Genomic DNA, 17,900 nt, shown 5'->3' with positions numbered 1-17,900 from the left:
CTGGCCCGCGCGCGCCCGGCGCCCTACACTTTTCCGCCTTGCTGCCGATATCCGGAGATCGGGTGCCCATGCCGCGCCCGAACCTCATGTTCTTACGGATCGGGCCTTATGACGGGAACTTGGCTTCAACCGGGCCGCGGCGCGTACCGTCGTGGTTTGCGGGGCTTTGCGGTCGCGCTGTGCCTGGCGCCGATGCTGTGCGTCGCCGAGTCGATGCACGGCGTCAACTCCGCGACCAGCCAGTTGCGCATCACCGTGATCGTGCCGCCCGTGTTCCGCGTGCTGCAGATCACGCCGAACGGCGAGGGCTACGACTACCGCGTGTGGACCAACATGAAGTCGGTCGTCCTGGGCGGGCGCGAATTCCGCTTCGACCGGATCGGAGAGACGACGCTGCATTTGCGCGCATCGCCGGACAACGTGTGGATGGTTCACGGGTTGTAGGTCCCGATCACGCTGGTCGAGGCCGGGGCTGACCAAGTTAAGTGCGCAACCGAACAGAACTCCCGGGCCCGGCGGGCTAGAGTGGCCCACGCGGTTCGTCCGCGTTCCATCACTCCAAAGGCCCCCGATGTCCGACGCTCCCTTCTTCCATGACGCCTCGGGCACAGTCCGCTTCTCGGTGACGGTGGAGGGCAATCCGGTCAGCGCCAGCATCGGCAGGGAAGCCTTGCGCTATCACTTTCGCACCGGAGAAAGCGCCGACCCGATGGAAACCTATGCCCAGCATGCCGATGAACTCGATGCCGCCGTCCGCCGGCGCATTGCCAAGGGTTCGATGGAACCCGTGATGCTGCGCGAGAACGACCTGCAGCCCGTGGCCTGAAGGCCCGCCGGTCGGCACCAGGTCAGGCGATCAGGTCCGCATAGCTCCTGCGATTGGCCCGGTAGCAGTCGCAAGCGGCGTTTTCCAGCCCCGCGCGATCCGTGATGGTGATGACGCCGCGGCGGTAGTCGATCAACCGGCGCGTGTGCAGCGCCGTCGCCGCATTGGTGATGCCGACCCGGCGCACACCCAGCATGCGGCCCAGCACTTCATGGGTCAGCGCCAGGTGCGGCGAATGCGCGCAGTCCTGCGTGGTCAGCAGCCAGCGCGCCAGGCGTTCTTCGATCTGGTGGAACTGGTTGCACAACCCCGAGCGGCCGAACTCCATCAGCAGCACGCAAACATAGCGATTCAGAACGCGCTTGAGCGTCGAGCTTTGCAGCAGCTCCTGCTCGAAGGACTGCGCGGTCAGGCGCCAGGCCAGGCCCGCGCCCTGCACGAGGGTTCGCAGCGGCGCGCTTTGCACGTCCAGCGAAAGCTCGTAGCCCAAGGCGCCTTCGTTGCCCACCATGCCGGTCTGCAGTCCATCGTGGCCGTCGGCGGTGGACACCAGCGACACAAAGGCGCTGGTGGGAAAGTGGATGTGCCGGATCGCGTCGCCTGGCTCGTACAGAACCTGCGTTGCCAACAGGGACACGCTCTCGCAGCGGTCGAGCAGGCGGGCCCTGTCCAGGATCGGCAGCGCCTCCAGAAGGCGGTTCAGAACGGGGGCGGTCGGCTCGGTGGTCACGGGTCCGCCTGTTGGGAAGAAAGCACGGCCGCACGAAAGTGCACGGACGGCGCATTGTTGCCGAGGGGGTTGCACGTGTCTGTGCGGCGGCGTACCGAGAGCGGTATGCCGTCGCCGTGCGATCAGGTCGCCAGCCGGTGCGGCAGCAGCCGGTCGGTCTCGCGCTTCACGACTTCATAGCATTCGCAGACCTGCCGCTCCAGCCCCGGGCGGTCCAGCACCGTGATGTGGCCGCGCGAATACTTGATGAGGTTCAGGCGCTGCAGCTTGCCCGCGGCCTCCGTCACGCCTTCGCGCCGCACGCCGAGCATGTTGGCGATGAGCTCCTGCGTCATCACCAGCTCGTTGCCGGGCAGCCTGTCGAGGCTCAGCAGCAGCCAGCGGCACAACTGCTGCTCCAGCGAATGGTGCCGGTTGCACACCGCCGTCTGCGACATCTGCGTGATGAGCGACTGCGTGTAGCGCAGCAGCAGGTGCAGCAGCGGCCCGCCCTTGTCCGTCAGTGCCTTGATGTGGCTTGCGCTCAGGCGATATGCATGGCCTGCGCTCTGCACCACCGCACGGTTGGGCGTGCTGCCCCCGCCCATCAGCAGCGACACGCCGACCATGCCCTCGAAGCCCACCACGGCGATCTCGGCCGATTGCCCGTTTTCCAACACATAGAGCAGCGACACGATGCAGTCGGTGGGAAAGTACACATGCAACTGGACCACGCCCGATTCGTAGAGCACCTCGCCCAGTTGCAGCGGCACCAGCTCCAGCAGCGGCTGCATGCCGTCCATCACCTGCGGCGGCATCGCCTCCAGGAGGCTGTTGCGCGCCGGGACTGCGCGCGAGGAAGACGAGGTTGGGGACGGTGCCATGACGGAGGGGAGAGTCCAAATTGCAGATCATTTTGCAACCGATACCCCTGCGTCTGTGCGGTGACGCACACATGAAGATGTCTATTTTTCCGATGCCAACGTGCGCCACCGAACGGTGGCCGCTGCCCATTGGCGCTAGCGTGAGTTTCCAGCCCTTCATCGGGCGGAGAAACACCATGACCCCCTTGATGAGTCCCTCAGAGCTTGCTGCCGACGTGCTGGTTCGCGCCTACCTGCACGGGCGCACGCTGCCCAAGATATTGCATGGCGCGGTGGTGTGGGTCGCGGAAACGCGGCTCAGTAGCGGCAAGCATCCCGTGCTCGACGCCACCTTGTGCGCCGACATCGACAACCAGGCCCTGCCGCCGTCGCAACCCGGCCCCGTGGCTGCCAAAGGAGCCTGAATGCCCATGGAACTGCTCGGAAGGTTGTGCTGCGCAAAGCTCCCGCTGCAGCTCGACGACCAGACCGACATCTACAAGTGCGACGTGCTTCGCACCGCGCAACTGATCGAGGCCGAACTGCCGCCAGTCTTGCATCAGCGTGGAAGCACCGTCTATTCGGGGCAGGCCACGGTGATGCGTGTCACGGCCAAGGGACTGTCGGTCGCGAAGCAGCACAGCGGCGGCGGCTGACCGACCGCCCCCTGCCCGCAAGGCGCCGGCGTCAGGCCTCTACCGGCGAGGCCGCAACCAGGTGCTCGGTGAGAAACCACACCTGAAGCTCGTTGGTGCGCAGCACATTGCTCACGAACACGTCGTTGCTGCCGGCATCGCCCGACTTGTCGACTTCCTCGGCCGCCTCGCGCGCCGCAATGATGATCTGCTCGTGCGCCTGCGCAAGCCGCCGCAGTTGCACCGCGGCCGGCTCGCGCCCGCGCGGCGGCCTTGCGATCTTCGTGGTCTCGGCAATGTCGGCGGCCATGGCCAGCGCGATGCCGCCCAGCAACTGGATGCGCTCGGCCACGATGTCGACCAGCAGCACCTGCCCTTCGTAGTGCTGGTCGTACATCAGGTGCAACTGGTTGAAGGTCGGCCCCACCACCTGCCAGTGGTGCTTCTTGTACATGTCGCGCAGGGTGATGGTGTCGGCCAGGCACTGGTTGAGCAGCGCCACGCTCTGCTTGCAGACTTTTTCCGAAAGACCGTTCGGCAGCTTGACGATCTCGCCGTAGCGCTGGGTCTCGTGGCTTTGCTGATGCAGGTCCGGCTGGACGTCCCGCTTCGACGGACTCGGCGGGGCGGGGACTTTGGATTTGCTGGCCATGTGTGTGCTCCTGGGTTGAGGAAAAGGGACGCGGAGAGAAAAAAGGAATTGAATTTCTAGCACCCGCACATCGCACCGCATGTAGGCGAGACGGCCCTGTTGTCGCGGTGCCGAACGCTTGTCCTACTCAGGGTCGCGCCCGTTGATCGCAGCTTCCCCGGCGCCCGGGTGTTGGGCTGAAAGGCAGCAACCCGGAACACGACCATGACCACACTCATCACCTACCTTGCCGAAGACAACGAGACGATCCGCGACAACCTGATCGAGACGCTGCGCGAAATTGCCGATGTGCGCGTTGTCGCCCACTCCGCCACCCAGGCCGAGACGAGCCAGTGGCTGACCATGCACGACGGCACCTGGCACCTGGCCATCGTCGATCTCTTCCTCAAGGGCGGCAGCGGCCTGGGCGTGCTGGCGGGATGCCGGCGCCGGGAGCCCCACCAGAAGGTCGTGGTGCTGAGCAACTACGCCACCCGCGAGATCCGCCTGCGGGCGGCCGAGCTGGGCGCCGACGCGGTCTTCGACAAATCCACCGAGCTCGACGAACTGCTCGCCTACTGTGCCGAGCAGACGCGCCAACTGGCACAGGACGAGGGCGCGCAGCCCTGACGCGAACAGGCTACGCGCCCGCGGGCAAACGTGCTGAAATGTCCCGGCGCACCCCTCAAGGAACCCAGGCCCCATCCATGCGCAGACTGCGCTTTCTCACCAGCCGCCACCGCGCGCCCTCCACCAACAGGGCGCTGGGGTTGCTGCTGGCCTTCAATGCCGGCGCGGTCAATGCAGGCGGGTTCCTGGTGCTTCACATGTACACCTCGCACATGACCGGCTTCGCGTCCCAGCTCGCCGACGGGCTGGTGCTGGGCAACACGAAGCTGCTGCTCAATGCGCTGGGTGCCGTGCTGGCGTTTCTCTCGGGCGCCGCGGTCTGCGCGGTCCTGGTGAACTGGGGCCGCCAGCATCATCTGCACAGCGTCTATGCATTGCCGCTGTTGCTGGAAGCGGCATTGATGTTCCCCTTCGGCCTCATGGGCGCCGTGACGCTGACCTGGGCCACGCCGTTCGCGGTGCCGCTCACCGTGCTGCTGCTCTCCTTCATCATGGGCCTGCAGAACGCAGTCGCCTCCAAGACCTCGGGCGGCAGCATCCGCACCACCCACATGACCGGCAACATCACCGACCTGGGCATCGAGCTGGGCAAGATGCTCTATTGGAACGGGCGGGCCGCGCCCGCAGCCTCGGCGGTTCGTCACGACCACGGCCGCATGCGAAGGGCCGCCGGGCTGATCGGCATGTTCGTGTTCGGTGGCGCCGTGGGAGCGCTGGGCTTCAAGTACGTCGGATTCGTCTGCGTGATCCCGCTCGCCGCGCTGTTGCTGGCGTTGTCGATTCCGCCATTCATGCGCGACATGCCGCGCTCCGGCCTTTTGTTGCGGCGGCAACCCCGAAGCTGACGCGCCTTCAGGTTGCGCTGCCCCAAGTCCAGTTGCGGATCTCGGGCATGTCTTGCCCATGCCGCACGATGTACTGCCGGTGCGCCGCCAGCTTGTCTTCGAGCTGCCGCCGCAGGTAGAGGCCCCGTTCGCCGGTCTGCGGCAGGCGGTCGATCACGTCCATCGCCAGGTGAAAGCGGTCGATCTCGTTGAGCACTGTCATGTCGAAGGGCGTGGTGATCGTGCCCTCTTCCTTGTAGCCGTGGACGTGGATGTTGTCGTGGTTGGCGCGGCGGTAGGTGAGTTGGTGAACCAGGCGTGGGTAGGCATGGAAGGCGAAGATCACCGGCCTGTCGCGCGTGAACAGCGCATCGAAAGCCATGTCCGTCAGGCCGTGCGGATGCTCGGTGTGCGGCTGCAGTTTCATCAGGTCGACGACATTCACCACGCGCAGCTTCAGCTCGGGCAGGTGCGTGCGAAGGATGGAAACCGCGGCCAGCGTCTCCAGCGTGGGCACGTCGCCGCAGCAGGCCATCACCGCATCGGGCGCCTCCTCGGGCGCGTTGCTGGCCCAGTCCCAGATGCCGATGCCGTCGGCGCAATGCCGCGCGGCGGCGTCCATCGTCAGCCACTGCGGCGCCGGGTGCTTGCCCGCGACGATCACGTTCACGTAATGGCGGCTGCGCAGGCAATGGTCCATCACCGACAGCAGGCAGTTGGCGTCGGGCGGCAGGTAGACCCGAACGACTTCGGCCTTCTTGTTGACGACCACGTCGATGAAGCCCGGGTCCTGATGCGTGAAGCCGTTGTGGTCCTGCCGCCAGACATGCGAGGCGAGCAGGTAGTTCAACGAGGCCAGCGGACGCCGCCACGGAATGCGCGAGGTGACCTTCAGCCACTTGGCGTGCTGGTTGAACATCGAATCGACGATGTGGATGAAGGCCTCGTAGCAGTTGAAGACGCCGTGCCGCCCGGTGAGCAGGTAGCCTTCGAGCCAGCCTTCGCACTGGTGCTCGCTGAGCATTTCCATCACCCGACCGGTGGGCGCGAGGAATTCGTCGCCGGGCACGGTCTGGGCGTTCCATTGGCGCTGCGTCACCTCGAACAGCGCCTCCAGCCCGTTGGAGAGCGTCTCGTCCGGCCCGAACACACGGAAGTTGCGCTGTGCGTCGTTGAGCTTCATCACGTCGCGCAGGAAGGCGCCGAGCACATGGGTGTCGCCGATGCCGCGCACGCCCGGCGTGGGCACGTCCACCGCGTAGTCGCGGTACGAGGGCATGCGCAGGTCGCGCAGCAGCAGGCCGCCGTTGGCGTGCGGGTTCGCGCCCATGCGCCGCTGACCCTGGGGCGCCAGCGCGGCGAGTTCCGCCGCAAGGCGGCCCTGGGCGTCGAAGAGTTCTTCCGGCCGGTAGCTTTTCATCCAGCTTTCCAGCAGCTCCAGGTGGCCCGGATGCGTGGACGGGTCGGAGATCGGCACCTGGTGCGCGCGGAACGTGCCTTCGATCCGCTGGCCATCGACCACCTTGGGGCCGGTCCAGCCCTTGGGCGATGCGAGCACGATCATCGGCCAGCGCGGCCGCTCGGTGCGGCCGTTCGTCCTGGCGCCATGCTGGAACGCGCGGATCTGCTCGATCGCCGCATCCAGCGCCGTCGCCATCGCCTCGTGCATGAGAGCGGGGTCGTCGCCTTCGACGAAGCAGGGCGTCCAGCCATAGCCGCGCAGGAGCTGGTCCAGTTCCTCGCGGCTGATGCGCGCCAGCACTGTCGGGTTGGCGATCTTGTAGCCGTTCAGATGCAGGATCGGCAGCACCGCGCCGTCGGTGACCGGATCGAGAAACTTGTTCGAGTGCCAGGCGGTGGCCAGCGGGCCGGTCTCGGCCTCGCCGTCGCCCACCACGCAGGCGACGACCAGCGCGGGGTTGTCGAACACCGCGCCGAAGGCGTGGCTGAGCGAGTAGCCCAGCTCGCCGCCTTCGTGGATCGAGCCGGGGCATTCCGGCGAGGCGTGGCTCGGAATGCCGCCGGGGTAGGAAAACTGAAGGAACAGCTTCTGCAGCCCTTCCGTGTCCTGGCTGATGTCGGGGTAAACCTCGCTGTAGCTGCCTTCGAGGTAGGTGTGCGCCACCACCGCCGGCCCGCCGTGGCCGGGGCCGCTGACATAGATCATGTCGAGGTCGTATTTCTTGATGACCCGGTTCAGGTGCGTGTAGATGAAGTTCTGCCCCGGCGTCGTGCCCCAGTGCCCGAGCAGCATGCGCTTGATGTCCGTCAGGGCCAGCGGGCGCTTGAGCAGCGGGTTGTTGCAAAGGTACATCTGCCCCACCGCGAGGTAGTTGGCGGCGCGCCAGTAGGCGTCGATCTGCTGCAGCGATGTGGGCGTGAGCGTGCGGGTGTGTGGCGTCATGACGGCAGTCTGGGCGCGTGCCCGATGCCCGTCCGTCCGTCAACGCACAGAGCGGGCAATCCGCTGCCTGCCCTGGACCTTTGCACCGGCGCCTGTCTGTTCGCTGGCGCACATCGGGTTTTTCCCGATCCCGATAAGGTTCCGCAGACTGGCTTCCCCCTGGAAGCGGCGGACTTCAAGCACCATGCCCAAGCTCACCATGCACACCGCGACCGTCACCATCAGCCTGCCGACCGACATCGGCCCGGACGATGAGATCGCCGCATTGCGCGTCGCCGGCATCCCCGTCGATGCGCTGGGCAACGCCCAGTTCGGATATCTCTTCGTGAGAAGTGGCGGTGGCAGCAACAGACGGAACATCTTCCGATGGTTCGCCGGCGTGCTGCCGCCAAAGCCGGTCTTGCCCTGAATGGCACTCCTCGCCAGGGACGGCGGCAAGCTTCCTTCCTAAGCCTTGATGCCGCAGCCGCCCAGCACGAACGCCACCAGTTCGCGCGCGATGGGTTCGCGCTCGATCGGTGCGTCGGGCGGCAGGCCGAGCATCACGCGCGTCTGTATCGCGTAGTCGGCGTAGCTCTGGGTCATGGCCCAGATGTGCATGAGCAGGATGCGCGCGTCGAGCGGACGCATCAGGCCGCGTGCGATCCAGCCGTTGATGACGTCCACCTTCTTCTGCGTCCAGGCCCGCGCGTTGGGCCAGTAGCGCTCGAGGTTGCGGCCGCCGTCGAGCACCTCGCGCGTGAAGATGCGCGAGATCTCGGGGTTGTCGAAGGCGTGGTCCAGCTTCTTGCGGATGTAGTCGCCGAGCACCGTGGCCGGGTCGCTGGCGTCCTCGAACGAGAACACCACCTTCCAGGCGTGCAGCACCTGCATCAGCAGTTCTTCGTACAGCTCTTCCTTGCCCGCGATGTAGTAGTGAAGCTGGGGCTTGGTGAGGCCGGCGCGCGCGGCGATCGCCTGCGTCGACGTGCCCTTCAGGCCATGCAGGCTGAACTCGGTCACCGCCGCGGTGCGGATCGCGGCCATGATGCGTTCGCGGCCCGGGCGTGCACGCGACAGCGGGCCGTCGGGTGCGGGCATTTCCTGGGCTGTCGAGGGGGTGAGGGCGGCGGGGTCGACGTTCATGGCGGTGAGGCGGGTGAGCCCGGCTGATGGTAATCCCTAGGGTGAATCGGCTTTCGAAGCAGCCCGCATGCATGCCGATTCGCCCCGGCGCATGACCGCATGCCTTGCCCGCATGCCGATGCCGTGCATGCGGGCACGGTTCATGTATCTTCCTCGCCGCCTCGAAAAATTTCCTCAAACCAAGGAGCCTTTCATGTACCTCTCTCCCCGTTTCCGTGCCTTCGCGGCCGGTGCCGCACTGCTCGCGGCCAGCGCCCTGGCGCAGGCCCAGCAGGCACTGCCCAATGTGGTGATTCTTGCCACCGGCGGCACCATCGCCGGCGCCGGCGCCTCGGCCGTCAACAGCGCCACCTACGCGGCCGCCAAGGTCGGTGTCGAGAAGCTGATCGCCGGCCTGCCGGAACTCTCGAAGGTCGCCAACGTGCGCGGCGAGCAGGTATTCCAGGTCGCATCGGAAAGCCTCACCAACGACAACCTGCTGACGCTGGCCAAGCGCGTCTCGGCGCTGTCCAAGCAGGCCGATGTGGACGGCATCGTCATCACCCACGGCACCGACACGCTCGAAGAAACCGCCTACTTCCTCACGCTGACCGTGCACACCAACAAGCCGATCGTGGTGGTCGGCTCGATGCGTCCGGGCACCGCGTTGTCGGCCGACGGCGCGCTCAACCTGTATGACGCCGTGAACGTGGCGGGCAGCAAGGACGCGATGGGCAAGGGCGTGCTGGTGACGATGAACGACAACATCGACAGCGGCCGCGACGTGAGCAAGAACGTCAACATCAAGACCAACGCCTTCTCCAGCCAATGGGGCGCGCTGGGCATGATCGTCGAGGGCAAGAACTACTGGTTCCGCGCGCCGGTCAAGCGCCACACCATGAACTCGGAGTTCGACATCGACAGCATCAATGCGCTGCCGCCGGTCGAGATCGCCATGGGCTACGAAGGCGTGTCGTCCATCGCCATCGACGCCATCGCCAAGAGCGGCGCCAAGGCGCTGATCCACGGCGGCACGGGCAATGGCTCGGTGGCCGACCGCATCGTGCCGAACCTGCAGAAGGCACGCGCCGATGGCGTGATCGTCATTCGCAGCTCGCGCGTGCCTGACGGCTTCGTGATCCGCAATGCCGAGCAGCCCGACGACAAGTACGACTGGGTGGTGGCGCACGACCTGCGCCCGCAGAAGGCGCGCATCCTGGCGATGGTCGCGCTGACGAAGACCAGCAACACGAAGGAACTGCAGCGCATCTTCTGGGAATACTGATCCGCCGCAGGCGATTTCAGCGACCTGAACAGGGCCGCGAGGGCATCAGCCTTCGCGGCCTTTTTGCTGGGCGAAGGCCCGGCTACCGCGTTCGGCGATGGTGCCGCGCGTACTCGATGCTCGCGATGCAGATCGCCAGCCACGCCCCGCCCGAGCACAGCCCCGCGAGCACGTCGGTCGGAAAGTGCGCCCGCACGAAGATGCGGCTGCTGGCCACTGTGACGACCACGGCTGTCGCAGCCATCACCGAGTGCACGCGCCAGCGCGGCGGCAGCATGCGCAGTCCCAGGTAGCCCAGCATGCCGTAGAGCACCATCGAGCCGGAGCTGTGGCCGCTCGGAAAGCTGAAGCCCGACACCAGCGCGAAGCCGTTCTCATGAATCGGCCGCGCACGCTCGAAGATGTGCTTGAGCACATGGTTCAGCCCCGCGTTGCCGACGCTGGCCGCCAGCCACCCGGCGGCAAAGCCGCGATGCCCGCGCAGCCACAGCAGCACGGCGACCACCACGCAGATCGAGCCCATGAACCACGGGTCGCCCAGGTGGGTGAGCCACATGAACACTTCGCGCACGGCCGCCGGCGTGTGGGCGCCGACCGCGTTGCTGATCGACTCGTCCAGCAGTCCCATCGGCCGGCCATTGCCCAGTCCTTCGGCCACCTCGGCGAACGCATGCGCCAGCCCGAGCACCGCGACAAGGCCGATGGCCAGTCCGCCGAACACCAGGCGCGCGCCCGGTTCGGGCTGCGCCGCATGCCGGCGCCGAAGGTGCTCGAAACCCCAGGCCGCGAGGCCGGCGCCGGCGGTCAGCACGGCCAGCAACACCAGGAAACCGGGCCAGGCCTGGGCGCCGATGCGCTCGCCCAGGGCGGTCAATGCGGTGGGATCAACGGGCATGGAAGAAGGAAACGGGTGGCAGGGGCAGGCGAATCACGATGTAGCGGTGGCGGTTCCAAAAGGGGCATCGAGCATAGCGGTGCGTTCCTGACCGCCCACTGCCTCGTAAAATAGCCGGTTCGTTGCGCCGCGGGGTTCTCCCACCGGGCGGCCGCCTTCACGCAGAGCCATGCTGACCTTCCAACAAATCATTCTCAAACTGCAGTCGTACTGGGCCGACCAAGGCTGTGCGCTGCTGCAACCGTACGACATGGAAGTGGGCGCGGGCACCTCGCACACCGCCACCTTCCTGCGCGCCCTCGGCCCGGAACCCTGGAAGGCCGCCTACGTGCAGCCCAGCCGCCGGCCCAAGGACGGCCGCTACGGCGAGAACCCCAACCGCGGCCAGCACTACTACCAATACCAGGTGGTGCTCAAGCCCGCGCCGTCCAACATCCTCGAGCTGTACCTCGGCAGCCTCGAAGCCCTGGGCTTCGACCTGAAGAAGAACGACATCCGCTTCGTCGAAGACGACTGGGAGAACCCCACGCTCGGCGCCTGGGGCCTGGGCTGGGAAGTCTGGCTCAACGGCATGGAAGTGACGCAGTTCACCTACTTCCAGCAGGTCGGCGGCCTCGACTGCAAGCCGATCACCGGCGAGATCACCTACGGCCTCGAACGGCTGGCGATGTACCTGCAGGGCGTGGAGAACATGTACGACCTGGTGTGGACCGAAGGCCATGGCGGCAGCAAGCTCAGCTATGGCGACGTGTTCAAGCAGAACGAGGTCGAACAGTCGGCCTACAACTTCGAGCACAGCGACGCCGAGTTCCTGTTCACCGCCTTCAATGCGCATGAAAAGCAGGCCAAGCACCTCATGACCGAGCAGCTCGCGCTGCCGGCCTACGAGCAGGTGCTGAAGGCTGCACACAGCTTCAACCTGCTCGACGCGCGCGGCGCGATCAGCGTGACCGAACGCGCGGCCTACATCGGCCGCATCCGCAACCTCGCGCGCAGCGTGGCGCAGAGCTACTACGAAAGCCGCGAGCGTCTCGGCTTCCCGATGGCGCCGCGCGAATGGGTCGCGCAGATGCCGCCGAAGAAGGCCGCCTGACCCTGCCGAGCGCCAGCCCGCCATGCCAACGATCTTCACCCACGTCGCCGTCCCCGTCTGCGCAGCCATTGCGCTGGGCACGCGGCGCGTGCCGGTGGCGGCGTTGCTCGTGGGCATGCTCGCGGCCATCGTGCCGGACTTCGACGGCCTGGCCTTCAAGCTCGGCATTGCCTACGGCGGCATGAGCGGCCACCGCGGCTTCACGCACACGCTGCTGTTCGCATTGGTGTTCGGCCTCGTCGGCTGGTGGCTGGCGCCGCGCTGGGGCATGCGCCGCGCGACCGGCTGGGCGTGGATCGCGCTGTGCACCGTGTCGCATCCGCTGCTGGACATGCTGACCAACGGCGGCATCGGCATCGCCTTCTTCTGGCCATTCAGCGACCTGCGCTACTTCAGCCCGTGGCGGCCGATCGAGGTGTCGCCGATCGCGCTCAAGCGCTTCTTCTCGCCGCGCGGCGCGCAGGTGCTGCTGAACGAGATGTTCACCGTCTGGGCGCCGCTGCTGGTGGTGGCGGTGCTCGCGCTCGTGGCGCGCCGCAGCGTGGAGCGGCGCAACGACGCCGTTGCCGCATGAACCGTTTTTCTTTTTCTTCTTTCCCTTCCACGGTGCCGCATCGCTGCGTGCCCGTGACCGGCGCCGCTTGCGGTGCAGTTTTCGTCCTATCCCTCTGAGCCATGTCGTCTGCCAGCCTTCTTGTCGAACTGTTTGTCGAGGAATTGCCACCCAAGGCTTTGAAGAAGCTCGGTGACGCCTTTGCCGGCGTGCTGCGCGACCAGTTGGTGGCGCAGGGGCTCGCCGAAGCGGGTGCGGTGCTCACCGCCTACGCTTCGCCGCGCCGCCTTGCCGCGCACCTCACGCATGTGGCCGAGCGCGCTGCCGACAAGGCCGTGTCGCAAAAGCTCATGCCCGTGGCCGTGGGCCTCGATGCCTCGGGCCAGCCCACGCCGGCGCTGCTCAAGCGCCTGGGTGCGCTCGGTGCCGACGCCTCGGCCGTGCCGGGCCTCAAGCGCGCGATGGACGGCAAGGCCGAAGCGCTGTTCTACGAAAGCACCGCCAAGGGCGCGACGCTGGCCGAAGGCCTGCAGAAGGCGCTGGCCGAGGCCATTGCCAAGCTGCCGATTCCCAAGGTCATGACCTACCAGCTCGAAGAAGGCAGTGAGCTGCCCGGCTGGACCAGCGTGAGCTTCGTGCGCCCCGCGCACGGCCTCGTCGCGCTGCATGGCGATGCCGTGGTGCCCATCGAGGCGCTGGGCCTGAAGGCCGGCCGCGAGACGCACGGCCATCGCTTCGAGGCGGTGGTCGATCCGGTCGTGCTGCGCGATGCCAACAGCTATGCGCTGCAACTGCAGGACGACGGCGCGGTCATCGCGAGCTTCGAGGCGCGCCGCGCCGAAATCGCTCGCCAGTTGGCGGCGGCTGCAGTGAAGGTCGGCGGTGGCTCCGTGCCCATCCATGACGACGCGCTGCTCGACGAAGTGACCGCGCTGGTCGAGCGCCCCAACGTGCTGGTCTGCAGCTTCGAGCGCGAGTTCCTCGAAGTGCCGCAGGAATGCCTGATCCTCACGATGAAGGCCAACCAGAAGTACTTTCCGCTGCTCGACGCACAAGCCAGGCTCACCAACCAGTTCCTGGTGGTCAGCAACATCAGCCCCGACGATGCGAGCGCGGTGATCGGCGGCAACGAACGCGTGGTGCGCCCGCGCCTGGCCGATGCCAAGTTCTTCTTCGACCAGGACCGCAAGAAATCACTGGCCTCGCGCGTCGAGTCGCTGGGCAAGGTGGTCTATCACAACAAGCTCGGCACGCAGGGCGAGCGTGTGCAGCGTGTGATGCACATCGCGCGCGGCATCGCCGAAAAGCTGGGCGATGCAAAGGTCGCCGCGCAGGCGACGCAGGCCGCGCAACTGGCCAAGGCCGACCTCGTGACCGACATGGTGGGCGAATTCCCAGAGCTGCAAGGCATCATGGGCCGTTACTACGCACTGCACGACGGCCTCGACGCCGCGGTGGCCGATGCCATCGAAGACCACTACAAGCCGCGCTTTGCCGGCGACGAGCTGCCGCGCAACACCGTCGGCCTCGTGGTCGCGCTGGCCGACAAGCTCGAAACGCTGGTCGGCATGTTCGGCATCGGCAACCTGCCCACCGGCGACCGCGACCCGTTCGCGCTGCGCCGCCATGCGCTGGGCGTGATCCGCATGCTGATTGAAAAAGACCTGCCGCTGGGCCTCGACGCGTTGCTGCAGGACGCCGCCGCGCAGTTCAAGGACATCGCCGGCTTCGAGAGCAGCAAGGCCACGGTCGAGCTGCAGGACTTCATCCTCGACCGCCTCGCCGGCAGCCTGCGCGAGCAGGGTGCCAGCGCGCAGGAAGTCGATGCCGTGCTGGCACCGCGCCCGCAGCGCCTGGGCGAAGTGCCCAAGCTGCTGGCGGCCGTGCGCGCCTTCGCGGCACTCCCCGCCGCCGCCGCGCTGGCCGCTGCCAACAAGCGCATCGGCAACATCCTCAAGAAGGCGCCCGAGGCCGACGCGCATGTCAGCGAACTGCTGCTGCAGGAGCCCGCCGAGAAGGCGCTGCACGCAGCCATGGCGCAGGTCGTGCCCGCCGCCAATGCGCAGTTCGACGCCGGCGACTACACCGCCTCGCTGCAGACGCTGGCCGCGTTGCGCGAGCCGGTCGATGCCTTCTTCGACGGCGTGATGGTCAATGCCGAGCAGGCCGACCTGCGCCTGAACCGGCTGGGCCTGCTGATGTCGCTGCACGCCGCGATGAACCGCGTGGCGCAGCTCGAGCGGCTGGCCGTCTGATCTTCCGGACAAGCTCACCATGGGTGGTTCTGCCATGAAACTCGTCATCCTCGACCGCAACGGCACGATCAACGTGCACCGCGAAGATTTCGTCAAGAGCGACATCGAGTGGACGCCGTTGCCCGGCGCGCTGGAGGCGGTGGCGCGGCTCAACCATGCGGGCTGGCACGTGGTGATCGCGTCCAACCAGTCGGGCCTGGGGCGCGGCCTGTTCGACATGGCTTCGCTCAACGCCATGCACGCCAAGATGCACAAGATGCTCGCGGCCGTGGGCGGCAAGATCGACGCCGTGTTCTATTGCCCGCACAGCCCCGACGAAGACTGCGACTGCCGCAAGCCGAAGTCGGGCCTGTTCCTGCAGATCGGCGACCGCTACGGCATCGATCTGAAGGGCGTGCCGACGGCCGGCGACAGCCTGCGTGACCTGCAGGCCGGCGCCGCCGCCGGCTGCGAGCCGCACCTGTTGCTCACGGGCATGGGCGCGGCCTGCATCGGTGTCGATCCGCTGCCACCCGAATATCCGGCGAACACGATGGTTCACGAGAGCCTCGCCGCCTTTGTCGACTTCTTGCTTGTGCGCGAAGCACAGGCTGCACTGCAGGTAGCTGTCTGATGGCGTTTTTCCGTTCCGTTCTCCACGCGCTGTGGATGTTCGTCACCGTCGTGCCCTGGGGCATCATCATGTGCGTCAGCTCGATCTGGAAGCGCGGCATTCCGCTCTACTGGATGGCCGAGCGATGGCTCAGTTGGGCCATCGGCGGCGCGCGCGTGCTGCTGGGCATCAAGACCCGCGTGACCGGCATGGAGAACCTGCCGACCGACCAGCTCGCGGGCGCGGTGCTGCTGGTCAAGCACCAGTCCACGCTCGAAACTTTCTTGATGCCCACGCTGATGCCGCACCCGCTGGCCTACGTGTTCAAGAAGGAACTGATCTACGTGCCCTTCTTCGGCTGGGCGATGGCGCGGCTGGACATGATCCACATCGACCGCAGCCAGCGTGCGCAGGCTTTCAACAAGGTGGTCAACCAGGGCCGCAAGCTGCTGGCGCAGGGCATCTGGATCATCATGTTTCCCGAAGGCACGCGCATTCCGCGCGGCCAGAAGGGCACGTACAAGAGCGGCGGCACGCGGCTGGCCTGCGAGACGGGCGTGCCGGTGATCCCGATTGCCGTGACCTCGGCCAAGGTCTGGCCGCGCAAGGCATTCATCAAGCGCCCGGGCGTGGTCGATGTGTCCATCGGCCCGGCGATCTCGAGCGTGGGCCGCAAGCCCGATGAGCTGATGCGCGAGGTCGAAGCCTGGATCGAGGCCGAGATGCGCCGCCTCGACCCCGAGGCCTACGTCGACAGCCCACAGCAGCCGCAATCACTCCCGTCATCGCCATCGGATGCGCGCTGAACAAGGAATCCGACATGCAGGGGCTGCTGCAGTTCACGATGGACCTGTTCGAGGGGCTGGGGAGCGAGTTCGCGCCGCAGCCGCCCGCCGCGCCCAAGCGGGTGAGAAAGTCCAAGCCGCCTGCGTTGCCACCCGTTGCCGCACCGTTCGTGCCGCCTGCACCCATGACGCAGGCCGACAGGGACGCACCGCCAGCGGTCCCGTTGTCCGACACCCTGACCCTTGCGAACTTCGCGCACCCGCAGGCCACGCGCGAAGTGGTGTTGGGCTCGGCACGCGTGGCGTATGAATTCAAGCGCGGCAAGCGCAAGACCATCGGCTTCCTGGTGGGCGCCGAAGGCCTGTCGGTGCGTGCGCCGCGCTGGGTCGCGTTGCGCGACGTCGATGCCGCGATCCGCGAGAAGGCCGACTGGATCCTGCGCAAGCTCACCGAGACACAACAGCGCCACGCGCGCGTCGAGGCCACGCGCATCGAGTGGAAGAACGGCGCCGAATTTCCCTTCATGGGCGAGCCGGTCGTGATCCAGCTCGATCCGAAGCACGGCTTTGCGAGCGTCGGCGGCACGCTCGACGCGGCCGTGGGCGACGGGCCGCGCACCCTGCGGCTGGCGGTGGCGCAGAACGCCGAGCCCTCGCAGATCCGCGATGCAGCGCAGGCCTGGCTCATGCGGCAGGCGCGGCGCCTGTTCATCGAGCGGCTCGATCACTTCGCGCCGCGACTGGGTGTCAGTTGGCAGAAGCTGTCGCTGTCGAATGCGGCAACGCGATGGGGCAGCGCGAGCGCAGACGGATCGATCCGCCTCAACTGGCGGTTGATCCATTTCGGGCTGCCGGTGATCGACTACGTGGTCGCGCACGAGCTGGCCCACCTGCGGGTGATGGACCACTCGCACCGCTTCTGGGAAACGGTCGAGAGCGTGGTGCCCGACTACGACGTCCTGCGGCAGAAGCTGAAGGACGAAGCCGTCCCTCGCTGGTCGTAGAAGAAGAAAGAAAGCCTCAGCGGGCGTGCGTGACGCCGCCGTCGACCACCAGCGTCGAGCCCATCACGTAATCACCAGCGCGCGACGCCAGGTAGATGGCGGCGCCGGCCATGTCTTCGGGCACGCCGATGCGCCCGGCCGGAATGCGTTCCTTGACCTCGTCCGCGTGGTCGCGCGCCACCTTGTTCATGTCCGAGGCAAACGCACCGGGTGCGATCGCGCTCACCACGATGCGGTCTTGCGCGAGGCGCAGCGCCATGCGCCGCGTGAGCTGGATCAGCCCGGCCTTGCTGGCCGCATAGGAGTAGGTCTCCTGCGGGTTCACCGAGATGCCGTCGATCGACGCGATGTTGATGACCTTCGACAGATGGTCGGTCGCGGCCTTCTTGAGCATCGGCGTGAGCGCCTGGGTCAGGAAGAAGGGCGTCTTCAGGTTCAGGTCGACCACCTTGTCCCAGCCGCTTTCCGGAAACTCCTCGTACGGTGCGCCCCAGGCCGCACCGGCGTTGTTGACGAGGATGTCGAGCGAGCCTTCATGCTTGGCATAGGCCTCGACCAGCGCCTGTGCGCCTTCCACCGTGGACACGTCGGCCGGCAGCGACACGCAGTGGCCGAAGGCCGACAGCTCCTTGGCGGTCTGGTCGCAGGCCGCGGCCTTGCGCGCCGAGATGTACACGCGCGCGCCCTGCGCCAGGAAGCCCTCGGCGATCATGCGGCCGATGCCGCGCGAGCCGCCGGTGATCAAGGCGCTGCGGCCCTTCAGCGAGAAGAGTTGGGTGGTGTCCATGGTGCAGGTGTCTCCTGAATGAGAA

The 17,900-nt window shown here is 66.8% G+C and carries 21 protein-coding genes; 14 read left to right on the top strand and 7 right to left on the bottom strand.

Going from position 1 to position 17,900, the window contains the following annotated elements; translation table 11 throughout:
* The first annotated feature begins 108 nt into the window (after window positions 1-108).
* Together ACSFB7_RS22455 and ACSFB7_RS22450 are read left to right on the top strand one after the other, a co-directional pair.
* Window positions 109-444 (top strand): hypothetical protein, encoded by a 336-nt coding sequence (locus ACSFB7_RS22455; protein ID WP_435474077.1) that lies wholly within the window; start codon window positions 109-111, stop codon window positions 442-444.
* Window positions 445-571: 127 nt separating this feature from the next.
* The gene (locus ACSFB7_RS22450) at window positions 572-826 is read left to right on the top strand and encodes a DUF1488 family protein (protein ID WP_435474075.1); all 255 of its coding nucleotides are present in this window, start codon (window positions 572-574) and stop codon (window positions 824-826) included.
* Window positions 827-848: 22 nt separating this feature from the next.
* On the opposite strand, the gene ACSFB7_RS22445 is transcribed toward ACSFB7_RS22450, so the two are convergent.
* Together ACSFB7_RS22445 and ACSFB7_RS22440 are read right to left on the bottom strand one after the other, a co-directional pair.
* Window positions 849-1,556 carry a Crp/Fnr family transcriptional regulator gene (locus ACSFB7_RS22445; protein WP_435474074.1) on the bottom strand — a complete coding sequence of 236 codons (708 nt, stop codon included), beginning with the start codon at window positions 1,554-1,556 and terminating at the stop codon, window positions 849-851.
* Window positions 1,557-1,678: 122 nt separating this feature from the next.
* Complete coding sequence (locus tag ACSFB7_RS22440; RefSeq protein WP_435474072.1) at window positions 1,679-2,419, bottom strand: Crp/Fnr family transcriptional regulator; 741 nt, start codon at window positions 2,417-2,419, stop codon at window positions 1,679-1,681.
* A gap of 176 nt (window positions 2,420-2,595) precedes the next feature.
* Here ACSFB7_RS22440 and ACSFB7_RS22435 point away from each other — a divergent pair, with 176 nt between their 5' ends.
* Window positions 2,596-2,823 carry a hypothetical protein gene (locus tag ACSFB7_RS22435; RefSeq protein ID WP_435474070.1) on the top strand — a complete coding sequence of 76 codons (228 nt, stop codon included), beginning with the start codon at window positions 2,596-2,598 and terminating at the stop codon, window positions 2,821-2,823.
* Complete coding sequence (locus tag ACSFB7_RS22430) at window positions 2,824-3,054, top strand: hypothetical protein (RefSeq protein WP_435474068.1); 231 nt, start codon at window positions 2,824-2,826, stop codon at window positions 3,052-3,054.
* A gap of 31 nt (window positions 3,055-3,085) precedes the next feature.
* On the opposite strand, the gene ACSFB7_RS22425 is transcribed toward ACSFB7_RS22430, so the two are convergent.
* Entirely contained in the window at window positions 3,086-3,685 is a 600-nt protein-coding gene (locus ACSFB7_RS22425) for a Dps family protein (RefSeq protein ID WP_435474066.1), read from the bottom strand.
* A 204-nt stretch (window positions 3,686-3,889) separates the two neighbouring features.
* Here ACSFB7_RS22425 and ACSFB7_RS22420 point away from each other — a divergent pair, with 204 nt between their 5' ends.
* Complete coding sequence (locus ACSFB7_RS22420; RefSeq protein ID WP_435474064.1) at window positions 3,890-4,294, top strand: response regulator; 405 nt, start codon at window positions 3,890-3,892, stop codon at window positions 4,292-4,294.
* A gap of 77 nt (window positions 4,295-4,371) precedes the next feature.
* A complete protein-coding gene (locus tag ACSFB7_RS22415) occupies window positions 4,372-5,139 on the top strand; it encodes a YoaK family protein (RefSeq protein WP_435474062.1) in 768 nt (255 codons plus the stop codon).
* 7 nt (window positions 5,140-5,146) lie between these two features.
* On the opposite strand, the gene ACSFB7_RS22410 is transcribed toward ACSFB7_RS22415, so the two are convergent.
* Complete coding sequence (locus ACSFB7_RS22410) at window positions 5,147-7,522, bottom strand: phosphoketolase family protein (RefSeq protein ID WP_435474060.1); 2,376 nt, start codon at window positions 7,520-7,522, stop codon at window positions 5,147-5,149.
* A gap of 184 nt (window positions 7,523-7,706) precedes the next feature.
* On the opposite strand from ACSFB7_RS22410, the gene ACSFB7_RS22405 reads away from it, so the two are divergent.
* Window positions 7,707-7,931, top strand: coding sequence for a hypothetical protein (locus tag ACSFB7_RS22405; RefSeq protein ID WP_435474058.1), 225 nt, complete (start codon window positions 7,707-7,709; stop codon window positions 7,929-7,931).
* A 38-nt stretch (window positions 7,932-7,969) separates the two neighbouring features.
* On the opposite strand, the gene ACSFB7_RS22400 is transcribed toward ACSFB7_RS22405, so the two are convergent.
* Entirely contained in the window at window positions 7,970-8,647 is a 678-nt protein-coding gene (locus ACSFB7_RS22400) for a TetR family transcriptional regulator C-terminal domain-containing protein (RefSeq protein ID WP_435474057.1), read from the bottom strand.
* A gap of 193 nt (window positions 8,648-8,840) precedes the next feature.
* On the opposite strand from ACSFB7_RS22400, the gene ACSFB7_RS22395 reads away from it, so the two are divergent.
* Window positions 8,841-9,911, top strand: coding sequence for an asparaginase (locus ACSFB7_RS22395; RefSeq protein WP_435474055.1), 1,071 nt, complete (start codon window positions 8,841-8,843; stop codon window positions 9,909-9,911).
* 82 nt (window positions 9,912-9,993) lie between these two features.
* Here the strand turns inward: ACSFB7_RS22395 and ACSFB7_RS22390 are convergent, their stop codons facing one another.
* A complete protein-coding gene (locus ACSFB7_RS22390; protein ID WP_435474053.1) occupies window positions 9,994-10,806 on the bottom strand; it encodes a phosphatase PAP2 family protein in 813 nt (270 codons plus the stop codon).
* A 169-nt stretch (window positions 10,807-10,975) separates the two neighbouring features.
* Here ACSFB7_RS22390 and glyQ point away from each other — a divergent pair, with 169 nt between their 5' ends.
* The 6 genes from glyQ (at window position 10,976) to ACSFB7_RS22360 (ending at window position 17,088) form a co-directional block, all read left to right on the top strand.
* Window positions 10,976-11,899: a glycine--tRNA ligase subunit alpha gene (gene glyQ, locus ACSFB7_RS22385; protein ID WP_435474051.1), complete on the top strand. Its 924-nt coding sequence runs from the start codon at window positions 10,976-10,978 to the stop codon at window positions 11,897-11,899.
* Between the two features lie 22 nt (window positions 11,900-11,921).
* Window positions 11,922-12,473 carry a metal-dependent hydrolase gene (locus ACSFB7_RS22380; protein ID WP_435474049.1) on the top strand — a complete coding sequence of 184 codons (552 nt, stop codon included), beginning with the start codon at window positions 11,922-11,924 and terminating at the stop codon, window positions 12,471-12,473.
* Between the two features lie 101 nt (window positions 12,474-12,574).
* Window positions 12,575-14,707, top strand: a complete 2,133-nt coding sequence (glyS, locus tag ACSFB7_RS22375) for a glycine--tRNA ligase subunit beta (protein ID WP_435474047.1) — start codon at window positions 12,575-12,577, stop codon at window positions 14,705-14,707.
* A 19-nt stretch (window positions 14,708-14,726) separates the two neighbouring features.
* Complete coding sequence (gene gmhB / locus ACSFB7_RS22370) at window positions 14,727-15,320, top strand: D-glycero-beta-D-manno-heptose 1,7-bisphosphate 7-phosphatase (RefSeq protein ID WP_435474045.1); 594 nt, start codon at window positions 14,727-14,729, stop codon at window positions 15,318-15,320.
* Window positions 15,320-16,105 (top strand): lysophospholipid acyltransferase family protein, encoded by a 786-nt coding sequence (locus tag ACSFB7_RS22365; protein ID WP_435474043.1) that lies wholly within the window; start codon window positions 15,320-15,322, stop codon window positions 16,103-16,105. The genes gmhB and ACSFB7_RS22365 overlap by 1 nt, the downstream gene beginning before the upstream one ends.
* A 14-nt stretch (window positions 16,106-16,119) precedes the next feature.
* Window positions 16,120-17,088, top strand: coding sequence for a M48 family metallopeptidase (locus ACSFB7_RS22360; RefSeq protein WP_435474041.1), 969 nt, complete (start codon window positions 16,120-16,122; stop codon window positions 17,086-17,088).
* A gap of 16 nt (window positions 17,089-17,104) precedes the next feature.
* Here the strand turns inward: ACSFB7_RS22360 and ACSFB7_RS22355 are convergent, their stop codons facing one another.
* Window positions 17,105-17,875, bottom strand: coding sequence for an SDR family oxidoreductase (locus ACSFB7_RS22355; protein ID WP_435474039.1), 771 nt, complete (start codon window positions 17,873-17,875; stop codon window positions 17,105-17,107).
* Window positions 17,876-17,900 lie beyond the last annotated feature (25 nt).

Origin of the sequence: Variovorax raffinosi, from assembly GCF_051216615.1 — a bacterium.
GTDB lineage: Bacteria > Pseudomonadota > Gammaproteobacteria > Burkholderiales > Burkholderiaceae_C > Variovorax.
This window is presented reverse-complemented; position numbering and strand designations above follow the sequence as displayed.

What these genes read in the sequence shown, in the direction of transcription:
- ACSFB7_RS22455 (WP_435474077.1), top strand. Translation starts at nt 109, where the DNA reads ATGACGGGAACTTGGCTTCAACCGGGCCGCGGCGCGTACCGTCGTGGT.
- ACSFB7_RS22450 (WP_435474075.1), top strand. Translation starts at nt 572, where the DNA reads ATGTCCGACGCTCCCTTCTTCCATGACGCCTCGGGCACAGTCCGCTTC.
- ACSFB7_RS22440 (WP_435474072.1), bottom strand. Translation starts at nt 2,419, where the DNA reads ATGGCACCGTCCCCAACCTCGTCTTCCTCGCGCGCAGTCCCGGCGCGC.
- ACSFB7_RS22435 (WP_435474070.1), top strand. Translation starts at nt 2,596, where the DNA reads ATGACCCCCTTGATGAGTCCCTCAGAGCTTGCTGCCGACGTGCTGGTT.
- ACSFB7_RS22430 (WP_435474068.1), top strand. Translation starts at nt 2,824, where the DNA reads ATGCCCATGGAACTGCTCGGAAGGTTGTGCTGCGCAAAGCTCCCGCTG.
- ACSFB7_RS22425 (WP_435474066.1), bottom strand. Translation starts at nt 3,685, where the DNA reads ATGGCCAGCAAATCCAAAGTCCCCGCCCCGCCGAGTCCGTCGAAGCGG.
- ACSFB7_RS22420 (WP_435474064.1), top strand. Translation starts at nt 3,890, where the DNA reads ATGACCACACTCATCACCTACCTTGCCGAAGACAACGAGACGATCCGC.
- ACSFB7_RS22415 (WP_435474062.1), top strand. Translation starts at nt 4,372, where the DNA reads ATGCGCAGACTGCGCTTTCTCACCAGCCGCCACCGCGCGCCCTCCACC.
- ACSFB7_RS22410 (WP_435474060.1), bottom strand. Translation starts at nt 7,522, where the DNA reads ATGACGCCACACACCCGCACGCTCACGCCCACATCGCTGCAGCAGATC.
- ACSFB7_RS22405 (WP_435474058.1), top strand. Translation starts at nt 7,707, where the DNA reads ATGCCCAAGCTCACCATGCACACCGCGACCGTCACCATCAGCCTGCCG.
- ACSFB7_RS22400 (WP_435474057.1), bottom strand. Translation starts at nt 8,647, where the DNA reads ATGAACGTCGACCCCGCCGCCCTCACCCCCTCGACAGCCCAGGAAATG.
- ACSFB7_RS22395 (WP_435474055.1), top strand. Translation starts at nt 8,841, where the DNA reads ATGTACCTCTCTCCCCGTTTCCGTGCCTTCGCGGCCGGTGCCGCACTG.
- ACSFB7_RS22390 (WP_435474053.1), bottom strand. Translation starts at nt 10,806, where the DNA reads ATGCCCGTTGATCCCACCGCATTGACCGCCCTGGGCGAGCGCATCGGC.
- glyQ (WP_435474051.1), top strand. Translation starts at nt 10,976, where the DNA reads ATGCTGACCTTCCAACAAATCATTCTCAAACTGCAGTCGTACTGGGCC.
- ACSFB7_RS22380 (WP_435474049.1), top strand. Translation starts at nt 11,922, where the DNA reads ATGCCAACGATCTTCACCCACGTCGCCGTCCCCGTCTGCGCAGCCATT.
- glyS (WP_435474047.1), top strand. Translation starts at nt 12,575, where the DNA reads ATGTCGTCTGCCAGCCTTCTTGTCGAACTGTTTGTCGAGGAATTGCCA.
- gmhB (WP_435474045.1), top strand. Translation starts at nt 14,727, where the DNA reads ATGGGTGGTTCTGCCATGAAACTCGTCATCCTCGACCGCAACGGCACG.
- ACSFB7_RS22365 (WP_435474043.1), top strand. Translation starts at nt 15,320, where the DNA reads ATGGCGTTTTTCCGTTCCGTTCTCCACGCGCTGTGGATGTTCGTCACC.
- ACSFB7_RS22360 (WP_435474041.1), top strand. Translation starts at nt 16,120, where the DNA reads ATGCAGGGGCTGCTGCAGTTCACGATGGACCTGTTCGAGGGGCTGGGG.
- ACSFB7_RS22355 (WP_435474039.1), bottom strand. Translation starts at nt 17,875, where the DNA reads ATGGACACCACCCAACTCTTCTCGCTGAAGGGCCGCAGCGCCTTGATC.